Genomic DNA, 22377 nt, shown 5'->3' with positions numbered 1-22377 from the left:
GACAGAGGGCAGGCTATTTTGCTTTGCAAAAGTTAAAAATTAACGAAAGATTGTTATCAGGTCATGAATGCGATGAACAGATTAACCTTTTATATGATTTTGTTACATACTTTGTTTTTAGGAATAGCGACAGCTAGCGCTAAGTCATCGTTTGTTAACAATGTTGATACAGCCAAGCATATTGTTGTAGAAGATGTCGTTACAGCTAGAGGTGGAAATAAATCTAATAGTAAGTTATCGACAGAAATTTCTTCAACTAAAATTTCATCTTTATTATTAAAGGATATTAATATTCCTCAGAAACAAAGATTACCGTCAGGGCAAGTTTGGGTAGTCAATCAAAATAAACACGTACAGCCTCAACAGTTTATTTGGATAGTAGAAAACCTGAAAAAAGCAGGTCAGCAACCATTTTTACAAGTTGCGAAACCCGCAGAAAAACCGGATGAAAAGCCCGATAGTGCTAAACCAGCAGCAAAGGATGATTTAGAGCCATTTAACCAAGTAATTAAAAATACCCAAAAGTCAGGGGGATTGTTCACCCTTTATCGCAATAAAGAAAAGAATAAGATTTATCTAGAAATTAAGCCAGAACAACTTAATAAAAATTACCTAGCTACGGCAACTTTGGAATCTGGTATTGGCGAACGGGGTATTTATAGTGGTATGCCTTTACAAGATTTTTTATTTTATTTTCAACGGGTGGATGATAAACTACACTTTGTCATCCGCAATGTGAATTTTCGCACTCGTGAGGGAGATCCGCAAGTGCGATCGCTGACGCGATCTTTTAGCGACTCTGTTCTCTACAACATTTCTATTAAAAGCATTCATCCACAACGCAAAACTATTCTCATTGACTTGGGAGATTTGTTACTCACAGACTTAGCTGGATTATCTGCAAGTTTAGGAGTCCCCGCAAGCACAGACCAGTCCTATTTTGGTACTGCTAAAGCCTTTCCCCAAAACTTAGAAATCGAGTCAGTTTTGAATTACTCTGATAGCGCTGAACCCAACAGTGAAGTAGCAAGCTTTGCGTCGCTAGCTGACAACCGTGGCTTTACCCTGCGCGTTCACTACAGTCTCTCCCAACTACCCGATCTAGATTATCGACCGCGCCTTGCTGACGATCGCGTCGGCTATTTCATCACCGCCTACCAAGATTTATCCAAAGACGACGATCGCAGCGATTCTTTTGTCCGCTACATCAATCGTTGGCATTTAGAAAAACAAGACCCGAAAGCAGTCATTTCTCGTCCCAAAAAACCGATTGTCTTCTGGATTGATAATGCTGTACCCTTAGAGTACCGCGATGCCATGAAAGAAGGCGTTCTCATGTGGAACAAAGCCTTTCTCAAAGCTGGGTTCAAGGATGCAATTGAAGTCCGCCAAATGCCAGATGATGCTACCTGGGACCCGGCAGATATTCGTTACAACACGATTCGCTGGATTAACACAGTCGATGGATACTTTGCAATGGGGCCATCCCGCGTTAACCCGTTGACAGGAGAAATTTTGGATGCAGACATTCTTGTAGATGCTAGCTTTATCCGCGCACTCAAGAGTGAATATCGCAAAATCGTCCAACCCAGCCAAACAGAAAATCGCACTACCTTATCAGCTTTGATGCAAAATCGTCTACTTTGCGCCAATGGTTTAGATGCGAAAAACAATGGTGTGCCCCAGAAGATGCAAGGAAAAGAGGGGTTGTTGAATCGCTTATCAAAAATGGCAGGCGAGTACGATTTATGCTATGGGATGGAAGCTGCTAACCAGTTTGCTTTTGGTTCGCTGGCGATGTCACTGCTGCCTGATACTATGGCTACTCCAGACCAGGCGAAAGAATATATTAATCAATATTTACGTTTAATCATCGCTCACGAAGTTGGACATACTCTTGGTTTGCGTCATAACTTCCGTGGTAGTACGCTGTTACCACCACAGGAGATGAATAATACGGAAATTACCAAAACTAAAGGTCTGACAACTTCTGTCATGGACTATATTCCCCCAAATATTGCTCCTCAAGGGACAAAACAGGGAGATTATTTTCCTAGTATGGTGGGGCCTTATGATGAATGGGCGATTAAGTACGGCTACACAACAATTCAGACATCAACTCCTCTAGCAGAAAAGCCAATTTTGGAGGAAATTGCTGCACAATCCTACAAGCCAGAGTTAAGTTATTCCACAGATGAAGATGTATATGACCTTGACCCCACAGCTGATGCTTGGGATAACAGCGGTAATGTGCTGCTTTATTCTCAGTGGCAGTTGAATAATTCCCGGGTGATGTGGGAACGTCTCGATAAGCGTTTCCCAATGGCTGGTGATAGTTACAGCGATGTCAGCGAACGTTTTAGCACAGTATTGGGTAATTATTTCCAGCAAATATATTACACTACAAAATACATCGGGGGACAATCTTTCTATCGCATTCACCCCAGCGAGATACCTTCTGAGAAACTCTCTGGGATTCCCCAACACCGTTTACCATTTGAACCAGTACCAGTTGAAGAACAACGGCAAGCTTTAGAAACGCTGCAAAAGTATGTATTTGCAGAAGATGCTCTCAGTTTTTCACCAGAATTACTGAATAAATTAGCACCCTCCCGTTGGCGACATTGGGGTAGTTCTCCGCAAGTTGGTCGTTTGGATTTTCCCATTCATGACTTGGTGCTACTGATGCAGGGTTCTGTGTTACGAGATTTACTCTCAGGCGATCGCCTCTCTCGTCTCAAGGATATTGAACTCAAAACTCCCGAAGGAAAAGCACTGACCCTGCCGGAACTATTTGATACTTTACAATCAGATATTTGGACAGAAGTCATCAAACCAAAAGGTAAACCAATGAAGATTGCTAGTTTGCGGCGAGGCTTGCAGCGTCAATATTTGGATATTTTGACTAGTATGGTATTGCGAAAAGAAAATGTTCCAGAAGATGCTCGCACTTTAGCTTGGTATAAACTAAAACAACTTGATGAGAAGCTCAAGGGGGTTAATTCTGAGGATGAATACACCAAAGCGCACTTATTAGAAACGCGCGATCGCATTGAGAAAGTCTTGAATGCACCGTTGCAAACAAATTAAAAAAGTTAAGAGTGAGGAGTTAATAGTAAAATTCCTAACTCCTCTTCTTCTAGAGCAAGCAGGACGCTGCAAGAGTCTGAGTAACTTTAGCTACCATAACATTGAATTGGGTTCTGTCTAGAAGTATGAGGAGTAGCGGTGGATGAATTAGCAGTGAGAACTATTTGTCCTTTGGCGTTTAGCACTGCACCTGTAGCTTCAACAATGCGTTTGGGAGTGGAGGCAGTTAGTTTATTAGTAACAGGTGGTAAGGAACGGTTGTTGTTGCGGGGTTTAAGGGATACCCAATCTATTTGGACTGCATCAGGAGTGAGAATGTCTCTAGGATTAGGTGGTAAACCGCCGCGTCCAGCGATCGCGAATCGGTTTTGAGCGTAACCAGGACTGTAGCAACCTTGGGCTAACTTGGTATCAACTGGTGTTGTTGGCAATTCGCTTAATCCCTGGTTGGGATCAACATCGGGCGTGTTTAATGTGACCTTTCCAGTTGCAACAATGTCACTTTCTAAGGTTTGCTGTTTTTGAAATAGAGTGCCAAAAATTCCTTGGGCATTGACTTGAATATTACTACCAGGAGTTCGCCCAAAGCCATTGGCAATAATATCGCTGTTCTCGGAGGGGACAGCGACTAAGAATTTGGTGTCGATGTTTATATTGCCGTCAAGTCCATTACTACCAGCAACACCACTAGTGGCAGAGATTAAACCCTGATAACGCAACATAAGTAAATTTTCTATATTTAGCCGAATATTTCCACCCCGACCTGTTCTGGATTCTGCAAATACACCCGTAGGTAAGCCATTGCTATTAATTCCATTTACTAAAAATTTATCGGTGGCTTGAATTGTTATAGCACCTGCATTTCCTTCTCCAAAACTGCTGGCAACTAATTGAGCGCCGCTCTTAAGTGTTAGTTCATTTGTGGTAATTCCAATGGTTCCGGCATTTCCCACTGCATTTTTTTCCACTGCACTAAAAACACCACTTGATAAACCACTGATATCATTACCACTAAATACTGCATTCTGAGTCTTAAGATTGATACTACCTGCATTTCCTTTGCCAAAAATGCTAGTAGTCAGTCGAGCGCCATTAGTGATACTGAGTAACCCAGATGTGATGTTTATATTTCCACTATTACCTAAAGCATTTGGGTTGATAGTTTGTTCGCGAGGCTCAATTGTGACTGTGGGACGCCCAGAGTCATCAAAATTGACTTTAATGATTGGCGCGGTTGTAGAACCTAGTGTGCTGAAGATGGCAGCATTACCAGCGAGGGAAACAGCATCTCGTGCCTGTACTGTCACATTTCCCGCATTCCCTAATCCCAATGTTGAGACAGTAAGTTGAGCGCCATCAATTAGTGATAGTGTTATAGCATTGATGTCGATATTGCCACCTCTACCTACACCCCCTGGTGACACCGTGCTGAGAATGCCAGCATTTGCAAGAGTAGCATCAAGTGCATTCACTGTCACATTCCCCGCATTCCCTAGTCCAAATATTGAGGTAGTAAGTTGAGCGCCATCGCGTAACGAGAACGAACCAGAATTGATAATAATATTACCTCCATTACCATCACCTATAGTAGCAGTGAATACTGCTGCGCCATCCCCAACAATTAATTTTCTGGCATTAATATTTAAGTCTCCGCCATCTTTTGCACCTCTAGTCAGGCTTATTAAGCGAACAAAATTACCCTGTAATTCAACCGTATTACCCTGCACCTGGATATTGCCCCTACTATTATCTCCGTTACTAGCATCTACTTGAGATGAAATATTACTAATACCGTTAACATATCTGTCAATGAGTTGAATATTTTTGAAATTTTGGACATTTTCATATCCCAAAAACAAGCCTTGGTTTGTTGAAATGAGACTGACCAGACTATTAGCAGCAACACTTCCTAGCTCAATTCTTCCTGCTGTTAAATTACCGCCCTCTAACGTTATGTCACCGCCTACAATTGCCAAGGTTTTGCCTGTTTGCACCTGTAAGCCAACAGGTCTATTAAAACTATTAAAACTATTATTTGGGCTTGCTTGGGATTGATTGCGGATAGGAGCCGCAGTTACTCCGAATTGTAAACCAATCGGCACGCTGACGGTCAGCAAGGGAGTAGTAGAAGTATCAGGTTTAGTATTAAAAACCGTGCCCTCGGCAAATAATAGACTACTAGCTGTAGAAGCTACAAATGAACCACCAATATTTAAGCTGGCATTAGGACCAAAAATAATCCCATTTGGATTTATCAGAAACAGGTCAGCCGTACCAAGAGTGCGAATTAACCCATCAATATTAGAAATTGACCTACCCGTTACTCGGCTAATAATATTTTGAATATCTACAGCATTATTAAAAGAAGCAGTATGACCAGTAAGCACAGAAAACTGGTCAAAACTGTGAAACAAATTATGTCCTGCTTGCGTTCCTCCAGTAATATTGAAGATGTTCCCATCCGTTGTAACCCTAGAGTTATTAGGCAAGCTGGTATCCGGGATAATTTGGGCAAAAACACGCTCTTGCAAGGAAGCAATTAACATACTTGCCACCAAGCAACTGACTGATATTACAAATTTACTACACCAACACTGCCAATTTTGAGTTATTCCTGACATAGCACCCCTGATAAATCAGTAACTTCATCGTGTGACCGAATAATTAATAATTCACGTTTAATGTGAATTAAGTGTTGAAATCCATGTAATTGCGTTAATAATTCCAAAATTATGATTTTGGACAATCTCAAAACCCTTACGGTACAAGAGGCGTTTTTAATTCACATCAGGCATGAATTATGAATTATATAGTGCAATCGCCTAAGTTGTTGTTCTGCCAAAGCAGCGATATCTAGCAACGAATCGCTTTGCGTCTACGCACTCCCCAACAAACTGAAACGGTTTTTCTCGTGACGGGAGCAGTCTTCCTCGCAACGGGAGCAGTCTTCCTCGTGACGGAAGCGGTCTTTTTCGTGATGGGAGCGGTCTTCCTCGCAACGGGAGCAGTCTTCCTCGTGACGGAAGCGGTCTTTTTCGTGATGGGAGCGGTCTTCCTCGTGACGGGAGTGGTCTTCCTCGTGACGGGAGCGGTCTTCCTCGCGACGGAAGCGGTCTTCTTCGTGACGATTTACTCTCAAAGGATAAATAAAAAACTCAAAATGAGGCAGCAGATGATCAAGTTTCCTCCTGCTACCTCTGCTTTTGCCTAACTGCTCAACGCTTTTAAAAATCGTTGCAAACTCTTAAACACACTGGGCTTTCTTGCAGGTGTCGCGTCTGTTGTTTGCGGTTGTCCTTTTAAAACAATGAGATCCAAATCATCACCAGATGGTTTTGTAGGTAATTCGGCAATTCTTTGATATTCGCCTTTGGTTTCCAGCCAAACTTCCCACTGTCCTGGGTAACAGCGATATAGGGCACTTTGATCGTCTATGGGGCGCACGTAATATGCTGATTCAATGGTACTGATAAAACGATCGCGGATTTTTCTCGCTGCATAACCAATGCCCACGGTTCCAGAATCTTCTAAGCGAGGATTTAATAAGACTAAAGGGCGATCGCCTATTACTTCACACAACTTTTCTAACTGCGGCACTTCTACGGATGTCGGGGCAATGAATAAGAAAATTTCATCCTCTGGCTGAATTTTTGTCTCCAAGGAAGCAGCCCTACCCGTACCAATATCCAAAATTTGAAATGGTGCATCTCCCCAATCACGCCGCGCTAAGGCAGCAGCCCCAGCGTCAGCAAAGAAAATCTTCAAACGGGAATCATAATCTGTAAACGCCGGCAGAAATTGTTCTGCCACCGGCATAAACTTCAGTTCTGGGAACAGGAACTCAACTTGTAAGCGAGTACAGCCATCTGCAAGGGCAGCTTGGACAGCTACACAAGATTGGGCGATCGCATCTTCAAGAGTATTTGGAAGTTCACTCATAATCTGCATAGTTCTATAGTGTCTACTCCCATTGTTTCAGTATTGGCTCTTAATTAGGATTTACACAGAGGAGATTGCCCAATCCCCTTAAAACGCAGGACTGTTTCACTTGAATATTCCTCTAATAATATAAATCCTCAAATATCTCTATTGAACTCAGTCGTCAGCAGGAGGATACTTAGCTCAATATTTTTTACACTTGTAAATAAACCTTATAAACAACTGTAGGAACAGTGTATGCCTCTTCATAAACTTGAACATTTTGACCAAAATTATCGAGATACTTTTGGCGGAGATGATCTGAAAGTGCTGGATCTTTATACTAACGGAGGGGACAGAGTTGGCTCAGTTGCAGACGTTTTAGTTGATGATGATGGTCATTTTCGCTATTTAATTATTGATATAAGCTTAGATTTTGTTAGCAAGAAAATCTTATTACCAACTGGTCTTTGCCGGATCAGTTATCTAGAAAGACGCGTCTATGTTGATGGGTTAAGCAGACAGCAAATAGAAGGTTTACCCGATCATACAGAAGACGCGATCATTAATAATGATTACGAAGAAAAGGTACGTAGTGTATTTCGTTCTCCAACTAGCGGTGTGACTTATGAACGTGATACATACGATTACCAAGAAGATCCAGATTTATATAGGTTGAATGAGCAATCTCATCAAACTTTTAAACTCTATGAAGAACGATTAATTGCCAACAAACACCGCATCAAAACCGGAGAAGTAACGGTTGGTAAGCACATTGAAACAGAAACTGTACACGTTACAGTACCCGTTCAAAAAGAACGAGTTCTAATTGAGCGAGTTACGCCAACAGAAGCAGGAAAGGTTGTAAATTCCAATGAACTTAAGTTTCAAGAAGGGGAAGTAGCACGTATAGAAGTGTATGAAGAAACGCCTGAGATACATAAAGAAGCGTTTGTGCGTGAAGAAGTCCGAGTGAAGAAAGTAATAGAACAGGACACAGTGGAAGCACAAGACACTATTCGTCGAGAAGAATTAGATGTTGATACTGCGGGGAATTTACATCTGTAATAATATGATGTTACTGTACATGAAGCTATTTAATTAGCTAATTTATAAATTTATTTGATAGATTTATCTGCAAATAATCATGCAGGCAAAGTTAATTTTTATCTCTGCCTGTGTTTTTTATTCAATAACAAGATTCTCGACTTTCTAAGGAATTGGGAATCTTAACATTCAAAAAAATTACATTTTGAAAAACCATGTACAGATCCAAAGATACAAAACTTTGCGGTGAAAATTTTAATATATCTGGTTAATACAGTGTATTAAAGCTAGACATATCTTTACAAAAGCAAAGTGAGATACTCGCAATTTAATGTCTCTAGTTAGCTATATCGATCAAAAATTTCTATAACTTTCGATTATTAAACTCTGGAAATAATTCATTCGGCAGATGGATGTACAAAAATAAATAAATGTCTAGCTTAGACATTAAGGGATGAAAAAAAATATTTGAGGTTAAACATACATGGTTCTTTACAAATTAGAAGATTTTGAGCCTAGCTATCAAGAGAGTTTTGATGGTCATGACATTAAAGGGCTGGGTGTCTACACACAGGGAACTGATGAAAAAGTTGGTACTGTCAGTGATATTTTAGTTGATGAAGAAGGCCATTTTCGCTATTTAGTTGTTGACTTAGGCTTCTGGATTTTTGGTAAAAAAGTATTACTACCAATTGGTCGTGCCCGTATTGACTATAACGTTGATCGCGTTTACACAATTGGTTTGACTAGAGAGCAAGCTGAAGATTTGCCTGAGTTCGATGAACGTCAAACCCTTGATTACGATTATGAAGAACGGGTGCGTGGAGTATATCGCCAACCCACAGACTACAACAATCTTCCTGTAGAAGCTGCAACACCATTAGACCCTTTAGCAGGATTAGATCCTTTAGGAGCGCCTGTAACACCATTAGGTACAACTCCTACTTACGCCCGTGATAGTTATACTAACGAAAATGAGCCTTCATTAGGTACAACTCCTACAACTCCCACTTACACCCGTGATAGCTATACTTACGAAAATGAGCCTGCTTTATACGGGTTAAATGAGCAAGATCATCAAACTCTGAGATTGTATGAAGAACGGCTGATTGCTAGCAAACGACGCCAAAAAACTGGAGAAGTAACGATTGGCAAGCATGTTGAAACTGATACTGCACGGGTTGCAGTGCCAGTAGAAAGAGAACGAGTTGTGATTGAGCGTGTAACTCCAGCAGATGCGGGTACGCCTGTTTCTGGGCGCGAAGCAGACTTCCGTGAAGGCGAAGTTGCTCGTATAGAAATCCATGAAGAAACTGCTGATGTTCGCAAAGAAGCATTTTTGCGTGAAGAAGTCAGAGTTAGAAAAGTAGTCGATCAAGACACAGTTGAAACTCAAGAAACCGTACGTCGTGAAGAGTTAGATGTGAATTCTGGTAATCTTCCGATTGAAGAACGTTAACTAAACATGGTCATTAGTTACTAGCTAATGACTAATAATTAATTCTACACAGTACAGGTGAGGCTGTTGAATTAGCTTTACCTGTGCTTACAATAGCTGATACCACTTAAGTTTTTTGATTGCAAATATTACTCTGGATATAAGTTGGATAAATCCATTGATCGCAAATGTTTTCTAAATGGTATCCAGATGATTAATACATTTAATTTAGCTAAGCAGAAAGCACTTCGTAAATTTTCCAGATGAATAGCCAAACTATGGCAAAAAACACTTTACAGGCAAAGGGTAATTCTCGCACTACCTCCTCACTGGCAGATTTAAGAAAGAAGGTGAACAATTTTGCTGTGTTTGATAATCAAGGTCAGCTAGTAGGAGTAGTTCATGATTTAATTGTGGATGGTAATCGTCGGCTAAACCTCGTTATATCTAACCAGGCTAATCAAAGAACTGCTGAATCTACCCAGCAGTTAGCTGATAAATATCCTTCTTTATTTCGGTTACAGAGCCAGAGAATAAAAAAAATAGACAAGCCGACTAAATCTGTTTTCATAGACTTAAACAAATCAGAAATTGAATATATGCCTGAATATTTAGAATCAGAAACACCAGGCGATTTTAACTCGACTGAGCAACTAGCTAAAAATAAAATGACAAATAGCCCAGTTGAGCCATTAAATAATTTAGAACAGGTTCCTGAAGAACAGATTATTCGTCTAATAGAAGAACGACTAGTTATTGAAAACAGTAAGCGTAAAGTTGGTGAGGTAATTGTTCGCAAAGTAATCGAAACCCAGATGGTACAAGTTCCTGTTCGGCGTGAAAAGCTGATTGTGGAACAAATTAGCCCAGAACAAAAACAACTTGCAGAAATTGATTTAGGACAAGGAGAAATTCCTGGCGTTGATTTGACCGAAGTAGAAAAACTTGAAGTTACACATGACAACAATGGTTTAACGGTAAGCGGCGAATTTAGCTCACCGAGAATTGCTAATTTATTGTTGAATGCGATCGCACTAGAACGAAATCACGGCTGTAAGCAGGTGCGTGTTACCATTACTGTTGAAGATGAGTCACACCAGAAAAAATACCAGGAGTGGTTTGATCGCTGTTCTAAAGGTCAATCACTAAAGCCATAACAATAAGTTTCTAGCAGATAAACATAGTAGGGTGGGCATTGCACACCCTATTTTTTTGCTGATTTAAGAAAAGGTAGAGACGCGATTAATCGCGTCTGTACAAAAGTTTAAATTTCCACTCCCCACTCCATAATTGTCTAGAGTGAATGTCTCTAAAGCAACTTAATTTACAATACTAAGTAGTTGCCGTTCTTTTGGCTACTTGCAATGAAATTTCGACTGAAGAGACTTTTACCCAAGAAACGACAGCATCTGATCTCACCGATTAAAATTCAAGTTCAAGATGGAAAATTTGAGATTATAGGTGTGGGTGCATGGCATTCCTACTGGCGCGATCCTTATCATCTGCTGTTAACGATTCCCTGGACTGGCTTTATATTCCTGATTTGTACTTTCTATGTAACTATTAATGCTCTATTTGCCCTGGCTTACTTGATCGGAGGAGATTGTATTGCCAACGCCCGACCTAGCTCTTTTTTAGATGTCTTTTTCTTTAGCGTCCAAACCCTAGCATCCATCGGCTATGGGGCAATGTATCCGAAAACAACTTACGCCAACATTATTGTCACGATTGAAGCAATGATCGGTTTAGTGGGAATTGCTGTGATGACAGGACTAGCGTTTGCTCGATTCTCTCGGCCTACAGCCCGTGTACTCTTTAGCCGTGTTGCTGTGATTACAGTTCATGATGCAATGCCGACTCTCATATTTCGCAGCGCTAATAAGCGTCGCAATACGATTCTAGAGGCGCAGATGCGAGTCTACTTGATGCGCGACGAAGTAACCCTAGAAGGACAATCCATGCGTCGGTTCTACGATCTCAAATTGGTGAGAAACCAAACACCTAGCTTCACGTTAAGCTGGTCAGTGATGCATGTCATTGATGAGTTTAGTCCTTTATATGGGATGACACCAGAATCGTTAACCCAGACAAATACTACGCTGATTGTCTCTTTGAGTGGCATTGATGAAACGGTTGTCCAGGTCGTCAATGCCCGTCATAGCTATAGTGCTAATGAGATTTTGTGGAATAATCAATTTGTCGATATCTTTTACCACACACCCGATGGACATCGCTACATTGATTACAACCGCTTCCACGATGTTTTACCTTTAGAGTGAAGAGATTAAATTTTTGAAAGTTATTCAGAAGTCTGATTGAGTGGTGGTTGTAAGGGTTTAACGACTACTCGACCATTTTCAATTACAGTGCGACTTTTAACCGCGCTCTTACTGTGGTTAACTTGTACATCCTGGCACTGGTTTTGATGGGAGATATTTTGCTCTTGTTGTTGGTTGAGGACGACAACACAACAGGCGCAGGAAGCAAAGGACATATAACTTAATTTTGATCTCTATATCTATTATCGCTCTACTGATGCTATTTGGCTGAAAAATTTGCTACCTACCCATGTATTTTGATATTTCAAAGCTCCTGTCAAATTTTTGGTAAGTACTTGCTTTATTATGCTTGTAGCCTGTTTGATATATCTAAACCAATTAAACAGGAAAGCGGTTATATATCCCGCCCCGCTTTCCTCCCTGCCCAAACTTGTTTGCCAGGGTTAGATAGTGGGTTTTTCTAATGAAAAAATTTTTGAGATATCTGGGTTTAGGTTTGCTATCTACGTTCTTGACTGCTACTCCCGGATTGGGGGCTGAACGCATTAGCTTTTTTTATCCTCCCTTCGGCGAATTTTATTTATCCGTGGACTCGCTGGAAACTTTTGCTAAAGAAGGCAAAATCGATCAAGATTTTTCATTTTATGCTAGTCGTGCAACTCCCGAACAACTTGCTCAATTGAGGGATTTACTCCAGCAACGCTTTGATGTCACACCTACACTAGTATCTCAAGTTACCTACTCACCGATAGGCGAGCAGCTGGTGCAACAACTGGGAAAATTACTCCTCACTGAGTCTCGAAAAAATGGCTTTTATGCCATACGTGCCTCTTTAATTTTGTCTGCTGCCGATCAACAAGAGGGTTTAACGGTTGTAAATTTACTGCGGAAATTTCCTAGCGATACTATACGAGTGAATTTCACTGAGGGGTTAAGGATAGTCGATGACTTGTCGCAATTGATCAAAAAAAAGGATGAAGTTTTTGCCTCTTTGCAAAAAGAAGCGATCGCTCAAGCAGCTACTTCCAAAATTGATTTCTCCCAAAAACCAGATTTGCGATCGCCAGGAAAATTCACCTGGCAGAAAAAAAGTCTGGAGTTAAATGACATTCGTCGCTCACGCCGTCTACCTGTGGATATCTATCTGCCGTCAGCAGGTTCACAAAAAGCTGGAGACTTACTTGCGCCTCCCTTTCCCTTGATTGTAATTTCTCACGGACTGGCCTCAGACCGTTCTAGCTTTGTCTATCTGGCTGAACATCTAGCATCCTATGGTTTTGCCGTTGCTGTACTAGAACACCCTGGTAGTAATGCCGAACGCTTTCAGCTATACTTTGCGGGTTTGGCAGGGCCGCCTGATGCAGCAGAATTTATCAACCGACCTTTGGATATCAAATATCTCCTCAATGAACTCCAGCGTCTAGATAAATCCGATCCCACCCTCCAGGGAAAACTCAATTTTCAGCAAGTTGGGGCAATCGGTCAGTCTTTTGGTGGTTATACTGTTTTGACTTTAGCAGGAGCTAATATTAACTTTAGCCAACTGAAGCGAGATTGTAATCCCAATAATTCTTCCTTAAATTTGTCGCTGTTTTTGCAGTGTCAAGCAAACGATTTACCACCAATAAATTACGAACTCAAAGACGATCGCATCAAGGCGATCATTGCGATTAATCCTATTGACAGTTCAGTTTTGGGTCAGGGAGGAATCAGTCAAATTAAAATTCCCGTCATGCTGGTAGCAGGTAGTCAAGATGTTTTTGCACCACCCGTATCTGAGCAAATTCGCCCCTATACCTGGCTTTCTGACTCTAATAAGTACTTGGCTTTGATTGAAAATGCTACCCACTTTTCAGCGATCGCCGAACCTACTCCTCAAAATGGTGTCTTACCTGTGCCACCTGCTTTACTGGGCCCCGATCCTGCTGCTATTTATTCCTATCTCAACGCCCTCAGCATCGCTTTTTTAGAAACCCATCTCCTCAACCGCCCAGAATATCGTTCCTATTTGCAGCCTTCCTACGCCACATTTATCAGCAAAGAGCCGCTTAATCTCAGTATTTTACAGTCGTTGTCGGTAGCTGAGTTCAATCAAATTTGGAGTGGACCAAATCCCCAGTCCAGCAAACCATCAAATCCTCAACCTATGCCTACGCCTAATCAACCTTTGAGACAATGAAACAGCCGACGTTGCTTTTGCAGGGGGGTTGGAGGGATCAAAAATCTGTGGTGCAACTCTCAAATACTTGTGTATAGACACAAGTATTTGAGGAGAATTAGAGAGGATCGAGGTTTCCGGTTTTCAATAGACTTCTTGCATAAATCAAAAGTCCTCACTCTAAATCCCTCTCCCAAAGGAGAGGGACTTTGAAATGGACTTTAAAATTGGCTCCCCTTCTCCCACACTTGGGAGAAGGGGTTGGGGGATGAGGGCTAGTTTTACATTCGTGCAAGAGGTCTAATGCGTAAATCCTGAGTGGTTCTCAGATTCTCAATAGCGTGGAATATAGGAAGAAGCCTACAAATCTGTTAGCAGCCTTGCTTTTCTCAGAATAAATGTCATTACGGTTTCTTTTTTGGAAATGATATCAGCTGTAACTTCCATTCCTGATTGAATGGGATAGGATTTATCGCCCTTTTTTAAATAAAGTCTCTCTGCCTCAATAGTCACCTCATAGTAAGGCGCAATTGGATTGCCGTTAACTTGAGATGTAATAGCGTCGGCGGTTATGGCTCTGACAGCACCTTTGAGGATGCCATAATCTGGGTACGGATAGGCAGAAAGCCGCATTTGTACTTCCCCTTGTGAACATTTTGTTACTTGTACGGCTTTACACACCTGCACTTTGCTAATATCAGAAGCGGCAACACGGGCTTTGATCACCAGAGCAGCTCTACTAGGAGCAATTTGAGCGATCGCATCCCCAATCCGCACAACTTGCCCAGGATTTCTTAATTCTAGTTTCAGGATAGTACCTGCCTCTGAAGCCTGAATTACAGTTTTTTGCAGTTCTGTTGAGAGTTGTTTTAGCTCTTCTTGAGCGCTGCTGATTTGATTTTGAATTTCTACTTGACGCCCAATAAGTTCTTGTTTTTCTTTGTTCAATGCCGCAATCATAGAGTCACCCTTTGCCCGTTCTTGGGCAATGCGTTCTTGGGCGATCTCCACATTTGCACTAGTGGGATTGAGTCCAGTTTTGATCCGTTCTAATCTGGCAAGTGCAGCCTTGAAAGCTTGTTCTTTTTCTTTAATCTGTAAAGCTGCGATCGCTCCAGTATCTGCTAACTGCTGATATCGCTTCAGTTCCTCCCTTGCTAACTCCACAGAGGCTTCTACTTCTTCCACTTCTGCCTTACTGGTAACTCGCTTGTCTCCATAATCCCGTTGATTACGACTAAGATCGGCTTGCGCGGAGATAATCGCCTGTCCCATCGATTTGGATTCAGCTGTGATTTGAGTCTGTAGCGCTCTTATTTGTGCATCGATTTGCGTTCTTTGTAAATGATTCTGCCGAATATTGCCGGAAATTTGGCTTTTTTTACTTTGTAATTGGGCGTCGTAGAGCAGTGCAATCTCATCTCCCCTTTTCACAACTTGATTTTCTTTCACCCTAATGCTTCTAACCGTCCCCTCTGCTGCTGCCTGCACTAACCGTATTTCTCCCGTGGGACGGACAGTACCATCTGCTCTCACTACTACGTTATATTGAATGACACTTGCAAGACCGAAGGCAGTGCCAACACTTCCAATTAAAAATATCCCTCCCAGCCATGTCCAACTGCTAATCGGAGGAAGATATTCGTCGTTTTCAACTGGTCGGAGAAAGTCCGGTTGGGGGTCAATAAGCATATACATTAAAAATATATATTTTGGTTGTGCAAACAATCTAGCAAATAGCTAGCTAGTGAAGAAGGTAATATTTATGAACTTCGTACACTACCAAGTATGAAAATGTCGAGCGACATTATATCTATATATATAGATATTTATTGAACGAGCATTTTCAAGTTAGGAGCCTCCTTTGTGCACTCTGAGAGGTTGTTTGAAAAGTATTATTGCTAACATCTAAGCCTCAGAAATCTAACGTCTCTATCTCCCTTTTTTTCTAGGAAAGGGAGGATTTAAAAGCCTCTCGACCTTTTGGGGAGAGGTTTAGAAAGGGTTTTCTAATATACTTTGCGACTTTTCAAACATCCTCTAAAAGCTTAGTCTTCTTAGCCTCTTCCCTTGGGAGAAGATAAGCCGCTGCTGTTTTAGAGGTTTTTCCATCAGCAATAGCTAAAAACTGATCTATAGCCTAAGTCTATATAACAATTAGTGTCTTTTAGTAAAAAGACCAAATCTTTATAATTTTCTTCTAAAACTTTACCCTTTCTTTATTTACTTGCAAAAATTTCTATAATAGAGAGAAAACTTTTCTTTTCTCTTCTAATTAATAAGTAGTTAAGCTAGTTTCAAAGCGTTGTTATTACGATATTTTATGCTATTTTCAATACTTTCTGTATAAGCAAAGTACAAAAAAAAGAATACTTACGTGATAATACGTAAGATAAAAAAATCAAGCAAAATTTTTGGAGTTCTCTAAATTTGCTTTTTCATAATTTTGTATAACAACATACTATTTAACTGATTTTATACTCTTTATTTCAGGTTTTAGACCTCATCAACAGTATTAATACGTTAATTTTGTGCTATTTAGTATCAAATCAGACATTATTTATTATAAAAATCTTTATATGCATATACATTTTTGCCATACAATTAAATCCAGAATATTTATCTCTGTAAAAAGAATAAAAATCATGGTTTTTTCAGAAAACAGTATAAATATTAGCCAAGTAGTATCTTTACTAATAACTTGTAGTACATATTTATTAAGAAAATAGTTGTTTTATTAAACTAGTTTCACCCATATAATGTTCGTAACAAGCACACAAGCAGTCATGAATGCCTTATTTGCATTGATGAATGTAGTGCGATGTTATCTAAATCCCAACAATCAAGTGAGAACTAAAATCATGCAAAGTTTACTTTTTACCGAATTAACCGCTATTGAAGAAGCCAATCTCTCTGGTGGTAAGAACGTCATCAAAATTAAGTCAAAAGTAGTAAGCAAAGCCATTGTCAAAGCTGATGACATCTCAATTGATGATGGTAGTAGTTTTAATAATAGTTCAGATTTCACTAGTAGCACAATCAACGCCACTATTAATGATTAATCACACCTCTATAAAGTTATGAAGTTTAGTAGAAGTTAAGTAATAAACGTAAAGACACGATTAACATGTCTCTACTCAGGATGAAAGTTCACGGTTCAAATAATTTACACTGTTGACGCAGGTTAAATTACGTTTGCGTGTGGTTTAATTGCTAGTTGACTTAATCCTAGTAGCCATTAGCTCTTCGTTATATGAGAGTTATTTTAACATACGTTTATTCTTACCTATCTGCTTTTCTTAAACAAACTTAATAAAGTCTTATTGACAGTTGCTATTAGGCAATTGTCAATAAGACTTCGATGCTACTTTTTCCTCAAAATATCCATTACTTTTGAGTAGTTGTAAAGATAGGTAAGCATAGTAAAAGTTGATACAGTCCGTATCAACTTTTATTTAACAAAGCGAATTTAAGATAACTAATGTAAGTTGCTGGTTACATTCCTCTGAGCATCAAAATCTGATATTTTGTCTAGTGTATTAGAACTATAGTATGACTAAAGTATGCGCTACATTTTTAACCATGCAGGGATAAGACCCTGCTATTTTTTTGGGTTTTGTCACGATGTTCTTAGATGCTGGAGTGCAAAATGAAATACCAAGTTGTTACACAACATAGTGAAGAAGATTGTGGAGCTGCTTGTCTTGCTTCCATTGCCAAACATTATCGGCGCAACTTTACACTAAATCGCATCCGGGAAGCTGTAGGCACTGGTCAATTAGGAACAACATTGTTAGGACTGAGGCGGGGAGCTGAGGCGCTTGGTTTTAATGCACGCTCAGTCAGAGCATCTAATGAAATATTAGACCAGATGAACCAAGCACCACTGCCAGCAATTATTCACTGGAAAGGCTACCACTGGGTTGTTTTGTATGGTCAAAAAGGTAAGAAATATATAGTTGCCGACCCAGCCGTTAATATTCGTTATGTCTCTAAAAAAGAGTTAATGGAGGGTTGGTCAGATAAAGTGATGCTTTTATTAGAGCCAGATTCGGTTCGCTTTTATGCTCAACCTGATGATAAAATAGACGGCTTTGGGCGCTTTATGCGGCGTGTATTGCCTTATCAAGGCATACTATTCGAGGCTTTTTTGTGCTCTCTACTTATCGGTCTGCTTTCATTAACTTCTCCATTCCTAATCCAAATTCTGACGGATGATGTACTAGTTCGGGGTGACACCCAGCTTCTTGCTGCTGTAATTATTGCCGTTGTGGTGATGAATCTTGTGTCAAGTAGTTTAAAACTAGTTCAATATAACCTGATTGCCCATTTTGCCCAACGGCTGGAGTTAGGATTAATTTTAGAATTTGCTAGGACAATCCTGCGGTTGCCTTTGACTTACTATGAATCGCGTCGTAGTGGCGAGATTGTGAGCAGATTGCAAGATATTCAACAAATTAATCAACTAATTTCTCAAGCAATTATTAGTTTACCAAGCCAATTATTGATTGCAGCAGTTTCTTTAGGTTTCATGCTGTTCTATAGCTGGAAACTTACCTTAGTTGGTGTGATTATTGCGATTGTAATGAGTTTGTCTACGATTGTTTTTCTGCCTACACTTCAACAAAAAATTAGAAGTGTCTTAGTCTTAGATGCAGAAAACCAAGGTGTTCTTGTTGAAAGCTTTAAAGGCGCCCTGACACTCAAAACTACTACCGCCGCTCCCCAGTTTTGGGAAGAATTTCAGAACCGATTTGGTCGTTTAGCAAATCAAACATTTCGCACAATTCAGATTGGAATTATTAACGGTATCTTCTCTAGTTTAGTTTCTAGTATTGGTAGCATTAGTCTGATTGGTTTCGGCAGCATCCTAGTTATTAACAAGGAACTCAGCATCGGTCAACTGCTAGCATTTAACGGGATGAATGGTAATTTTTTATCATTCATTAGTACTGCGCTCAACTTTATAGATGAATTCACTCGTGCCAAAACTGCCACGCAGCGCTTAACAGAAGTTATCGATTCCACACCTGAAAATCAAGACGATACTAAAAAACCTTTTACGAAGATTCCTGGCAAGGCTGATATTATTTGCACAGATCTTAACTTTCACTACCCTGGGAGGCTAGAGTTACTGCAAGATTTCTCCCTAACTATTCCTGGTGGTAAAGTTATTTCCCTAATTGGTACATCTGGCTGTGGTAAAAGTTCTCTTGCTAAACTAATTGCAGGTTTATATTTGCCTAATTCTGGTAACATTCGCATTGGTATTTATAATCTGCAAGATTTAGCCCTTGATTGTTTACGGCAACAAGTTGTCCTCGTTCCGCAAGATGCTCATTTTTGGAGTCGCTCTATTATTGATAATTTTCGGTTAGGTTCTCCTCACGTCACCTTTGAGCAAATTGTCAACGCTTGCCAAATTGCTGAGGCAGACGATTTTATTAGTAAACTACCTGAAAAATATCAAACTGTATTAGGTGAATTTGGGTCAAATATTTCTGGTGGACAACGGCAAAGATTGGCTATAGCAAGAGCCATCATCAACGATCCACCAATCCTGATTTTAGATGAATCAACAGCTGGACTCGATCCAGTTAGTGAAGCTCAAGTTTTGAATCAACTGTTGTTGCATCGCCAAGGCAAAACTACGATTCTGATTAGCCACCGTCCGAGAGTAATTGCCCGTGCTGATTGGATTGTGCTATTAAATCAAGGCAAATTACAAATTCAGGGAACTGTGGAAGATTTGTGTGCTCAACCAGGAAACCATTTAGACTTTTTAACTCCTTAATTAAGCTGATGGCCTTTATAGCATTTTTTAGGTATAGCAGGAGGAAGAAGGCAGTTCTTGCTGGAGGTAAAACTATTACTGTTCCTAGTATTCACGTTTGTCATTATGTCCTAAAGGCTGTGACTACAGCTATACTTAGACTACATACTTAGACGGGGAATAGGGATTGGTGTCAATACTGGCTAGGTTCTACCTAAAAAATAGAAATGTGTAGCGACTGTTTTAAAAGTCAAGCGTAGGCGTAGCCCGTCGTAGACATCGCTTTGTTTGTGGAGATTTATGGATCGCACCTGTGTACTTGATCGCGGTGCAACAAAGTTTGAAGTACTCCAACACGAGTTTGGAGTACCTCAACACGACTTTCAAGTACTTCAACACGACTTTCAAGTACTTCAACACGAGTTTGGAGTACCTCAACACGACTTTCAAGTACTTCAACACGATTTTGGAGTACCTCAACACGACTTTCAAGTACTTCAACACGACTTTGAGGTATCTGTTGTTTATATACCAGTCCTAAATCATTCGTAAGAATTTGAGATCGCTTTAACCCCTCTGTAGTCCCCTCTTGGTAAGGTACGGTGTATACACAAGTCTGAAATAGCTGAACAACTAGGGTTTTACCCCACCCTAACCCTCCCCTTGGAAAGGGGAGGGAACTAGATTTCTTTTTTCCCCCCTTTTCAAGAGGGGATTAAGGGGGGTAATTCAACTTGTGTATACACGGTAGGCTTGGTAAGGGAGGACGGCTCAGACATTGAGATTAAAAGTGCGATGCCTGTGGGCTAAGGAACGAAACCCAACATTTTGCTTGGTTTCTTGGGTAACGCTTACGCTCAACCCAATCTACGAATCTTTTTAACCAAACAGTATTGATAATCCATCCTTGCTGCAAGTAAGTCGATTTAACCGTGGAGTAATAATTAATAATTACGTAAATATACGGAGTGCAGTTTTCGGCGGAATCATCAATTTGGAATCATATTGACTTACACTTCAGATCCCCGACTTCTCTAATAAATCGGGGTTCTTATTGTTTGAGAACAATTGAAGTTTGGGATAGACGAGGCAAGTCTCAAGCATTACTTTGATTAACTCAAAGCTAAACCTAAACAAATTACTATTTATCCTAAAGTTTTGGCAGATAATTTCAGACAACGCTCTAGCTCTTATTGATTATTTTCAATCAATAAAAGTCATCAATCTTTCTTTTCAAGAAAACAGTAAATATACTGTTGCAATTATATGAGTTAGCTGAAAGTTCTAACTATTGCAACCATCAGCCAAAATCTATATGTCTTTTTTCTTTCTAAAGGATGAATTAGATATCACAATTTCCTAAAACAAGGCTATTTGTCAGGAAAATAAGATATTGGTACTGAGGGATTTATAAAAACTTATTTAATAAAATCTTTTGTATATATATATGTACTTGTCGTTAATAAGTATTAAGAAATACTTATTAAAAAAGATTGCAATAGCTTGATTTAATTGCTAACGTGTGTATGACAGCGATGCTGATGAACGCTCGGATCTTAGGAGAAATAAAATCTATGAGCTATACCCATTCAGCCAAGTGTGTTAGGCTTTGACGGGTTAAGAACGAGAAATTTCTACCTCATATAGACAACTATGAGGGATTGCAGATTAACAAGAAATATCTCGTTGCTAAAGGCTTAGTTTCAGTTTGATTTCAATTGCGATTGATTATTTGTCTTACTTTGTGCTGACAAGCAAGTAGCTCTTGCTTGTGTGTATTGGCAATAACGAAGAGTTTGGTAAGACTTAAATTTTAGAGGATAAAACCAATGGAGATTCAAGGTAAAGTTGCCCTAATTACAGGGGCTTCGCGTGGAATTGGACGAGCGATCGCCCTGGAATTAGCGCAACAAGGCATCAAACGGATGATATTGATAGCACGGGATCGCCGCAAGTTAGTGGAGGTAGCCAACGAAATCGAGGCTATGGGTACAGAAGCTGCGATCGTGGCCTTAGATTTGACGCAGACAATAGAAGTACATATCGCTGTTGCCCAACTATGGCGCAATTACGGACAAATTCACCTGCTAGTTAATTGTGCGGGAGTCGCATATCAAAGTTCGTTTTTGCAATCTAAAATGCCCCAAGTTCAAGAAGAACTGTCTGTGAACTTGTTAGGAATGTACAACCTCACTAGTTTGATTGCTCGACGCATGGCCAGCCAAAGACAAGGGACAATTGTCAATGTATCGAGCCTGATGGGAAAAGTAGCTGCACCAACGATGGCGACATACTCAGCAACCAAGTTTGCCATCTTAGGATTTACCCAAGCCTTGCGCCAAGAACTAGCCGAACACGATATCCGCGTTATTGCATTACTGCCTTCTCTGACAGACACAGACATGGTGCGCGACTTAAAATTGTTTCGCTGGGTGATCCCCATGACTCCCCAGGAAGTGGCTAAAGCACTTGTCACCGGAATGCAGACTGATTCATCAGAAATCTTAGTCGGATGGCAAAGTCATTTAGCTGTATTGTGTCAACGCCTTGCTCCTTGGTTGTTAGAGCTAATTTTACGAATAGCAACACCGCCAGTACCAAAAAGACAACGGCTGATTGAAAAACTTACCCCTTCGCGTAGCGTCTCATAGAGAAGGGGAGACGCCGAAGGCGA

15 protein-coding genes are annotated in these 22377 nt (G+C 40.3%); 11 read left to right on the top strand and 4 right to left on the bottom strand.

Translation table 11 applies throughout. The features are described 5' to 3' along the window. Positions 1 to 72: 72 nt before the first annotated feature. The gene (locus tag V7K89_RS20805) at positions 73 to 3090 is read left to right on the top strand and encodes a zinc-dependent metalloprotease (RefSeq protein ID WP_335190442.1); all 3018 of its coding nucleotides are present in this window, start codon (positions 73 to 75) and stop codon (positions 3088 to 3090) included. 86 nt (positions 3091 to 3176) lie between these two features. Here V7K89_RS20805 and V7K89_RS20800 read toward each other — a convergent pair whose 3' ends face one another. After that, on the bottom strand, positions 3177 to 5636 hold the full coding sequence (locus V7K89_RS20800) for a two-partner secretion domain-containing protein (RefSeq protein WP_335190440.1): 2460 nt from the start codon (positions 5634 to 5636) through the stop codon (positions 3177 to 3179). Positions 5637 to 5959: 323 nt separating this feature from the next. On the opposite strand from V7K89_RS20800, the gene V7K89_RS20795 reads away from it, so the two are divergent. Next, positions 5960 to 6301, top strand: coding sequence for a hypothetical protein (locus V7K89_RS20795; protein WP_335190438.1), 342 nt, complete (start codon positions 5960 to 5962; stop codon positions 6299 to 6301). On the opposite strand, the gene V7K89_RS20790 is transcribed toward V7K89_RS20795, so the two are convergent. Beyond that, on the bottom strand, positions 6298 to 7029 hold the full coding sequence (locus V7K89_RS20790) for a DUF1995 family protein (RefSeq protein WP_335190436.1): 732 nt from the start codon (positions 7027 to 7029) through the stop codon (positions 6298 to 6300). The genes V7K89_RS20795 and V7K89_RS20790 overlap by 4 nt on opposite strands. A gap of 237 nt (positions 7030 to 7266) precedes the next feature. Between V7K89_RS20790 and V7K89_RS20785 the strand changes: the two genes are divergently transcribed. The 4 genes from V7K89_RS20785 (at position 7267) to V7K89_RS20770 (ending at position 11772) form a co-directional block, all read left to right on the top strand. Then, entirely contained in the window at positions 7267 to 8076 is an 810-nt protein-coding gene (locus V7K89_RS20785; RefSeq protein WP_335190434.1) for a DUF2382 domain-containing protein, read from the top strand. Positions 8077 to 8539: 463 nt separating this feature from the next. Beyond that, positions 8540 to 9514, top strand: a complete 975-nt coding sequence (locus tag V7K89_RS20780) for a DUF2382 domain-containing protein (RefSeq protein WP_335190430.1) — start codon at positions 8540 to 8542, stop codon at positions 9512 to 9514. A gap of 242 nt (positions 9515 to 9756) precedes the next feature. Then, positions 9757 to 10650, top strand: coding sequence for a YsnF/AvaK domain-containing protein (locus V7K89_RS20775; RefSeq protein ID WP_335190428.1), 894 nt, complete (start codon positions 9757 to 9759; stop codon positions 10648 to 10650). Between the two features lie 207 nt (positions 10651 to 10857). After that, positions 10858 to 11772: an ion channel gene (locus V7K89_RS20770; protein ID WP_335190426.1), complete on the top strand. Its 915-nt coding sequence runs from the start codon at positions 10858 to 10860 to the stop codon at positions 11770 to 11772. Between the two features lie 20 nt (positions 11773 to 11792). Here the strand turns inward: V7K89_RS20770 and V7K89_RS20765 are convergent, their stop codons facing one another. Further along, positions 11793 to 11987: a hypothetical protein gene (locus V7K89_RS20765; RefSeq protein ID WP_335190424.1), complete on the bottom strand. Its 195-nt coding sequence runs from the start codon at positions 11985 to 11987 to the stop codon at positions 11793 to 11795. A 248-nt stretch (positions 11988 to 12235) separates the two neighbouring features. Between V7K89_RS20765 and V7K89_RS20760 the strand changes: the two genes are divergently transcribed. Further along, positions 12236 to 13951 (top strand): alpha/beta hydrolase, encoded by a 1716-nt coding sequence (locus V7K89_RS20760; RefSeq protein ID WP_335190422.1) that lies wholly within the window; start codon positions 12236 to 12238, stop codon positions 13949 to 13951. A gap of 339 nt (positions 13952 to 14290) precedes the next feature. Here the strand turns inward: V7K89_RS20760 and V7K89_RS20755 are convergent, their stop codons facing one another. Then, positions 14291 to 15622: an HlyD family efflux transporter periplasmic adaptor subunit gene (locus V7K89_RS20755; protein ID WP_335190420.1), complete on the bottom strand. Its 1332-nt coding sequence runs from the start codon at positions 15620 to 15622 to the stop codon at positions 14291 to 14293. 1094 nt (positions 15623 to 16716) lie between these two features. Between V7K89_RS20755 and V7K89_RS20750 the strand changes: the two genes are divergently transcribed. The 4 genes from V7K89_RS20750 to V7K89_RS20735 all read left to right on the top strand — a co-directional run bounded on the left by V7K89_RS20750 (position 16717) and on the right by V7K89_RS20735 (position 22354). Next, positions 16717 to 16992, top strand: a complete 276-nt coding sequence (locus V7K89_RS20750; RefSeq protein ID WP_335190418.1) for a hypothetical protein — start codon at positions 16717 to 16719, stop codon at positions 16990 to 16992. Positions 16993 to 17579: 587 nt separating this feature from the next. Continuing rightward, entirely contained in the window at positions 17580 to 19724 is a 2145-nt protein-coding gene (locus V7K89_RS20745) for a peptidase domain-containing ABC transporter (RefSeq protein ID WP_335190416.1), read from the top strand. A gap of 279 nt (positions 19725 to 20003) precedes the next feature. After that, positions 20004 to 20255 carry a hypothetical protein gene (locus tag V7K89_RS20740; RefSeq protein WP_335190414.1) on the top strand — a complete coding sequence of 84 codons (252 nt, stop codon included), beginning with the start codon at positions 20004 to 20006 and terminating at the stop codon, positions 20253 to 20255. A 1277-nt stretch (positions 20256 to 21532) separates the two neighbouring features. After that, entirely contained in the window at positions 21533 to 22354 is an 822-nt protein-coding gene (locus V7K89_RS20735; RefSeq protein WP_335190412.1) for an SDR family NAD(P)-dependent oxidoreductase, read from the top strand. Positions 22355 to 22377 lie beyond the last annotated feature (23 nt).

The organism is Nostoc sp. (genome assembly GCF_036917515.1).
Classification (GTDB): domain Bacteria; phylum Cyanobacteriota; class Cyanobacteriia; order Cyanobacteriales; family Nostocaceae; genus Nostoc.
This window is presented reverse-complemented; position numbering and strand designations above follow the sequence as displayed.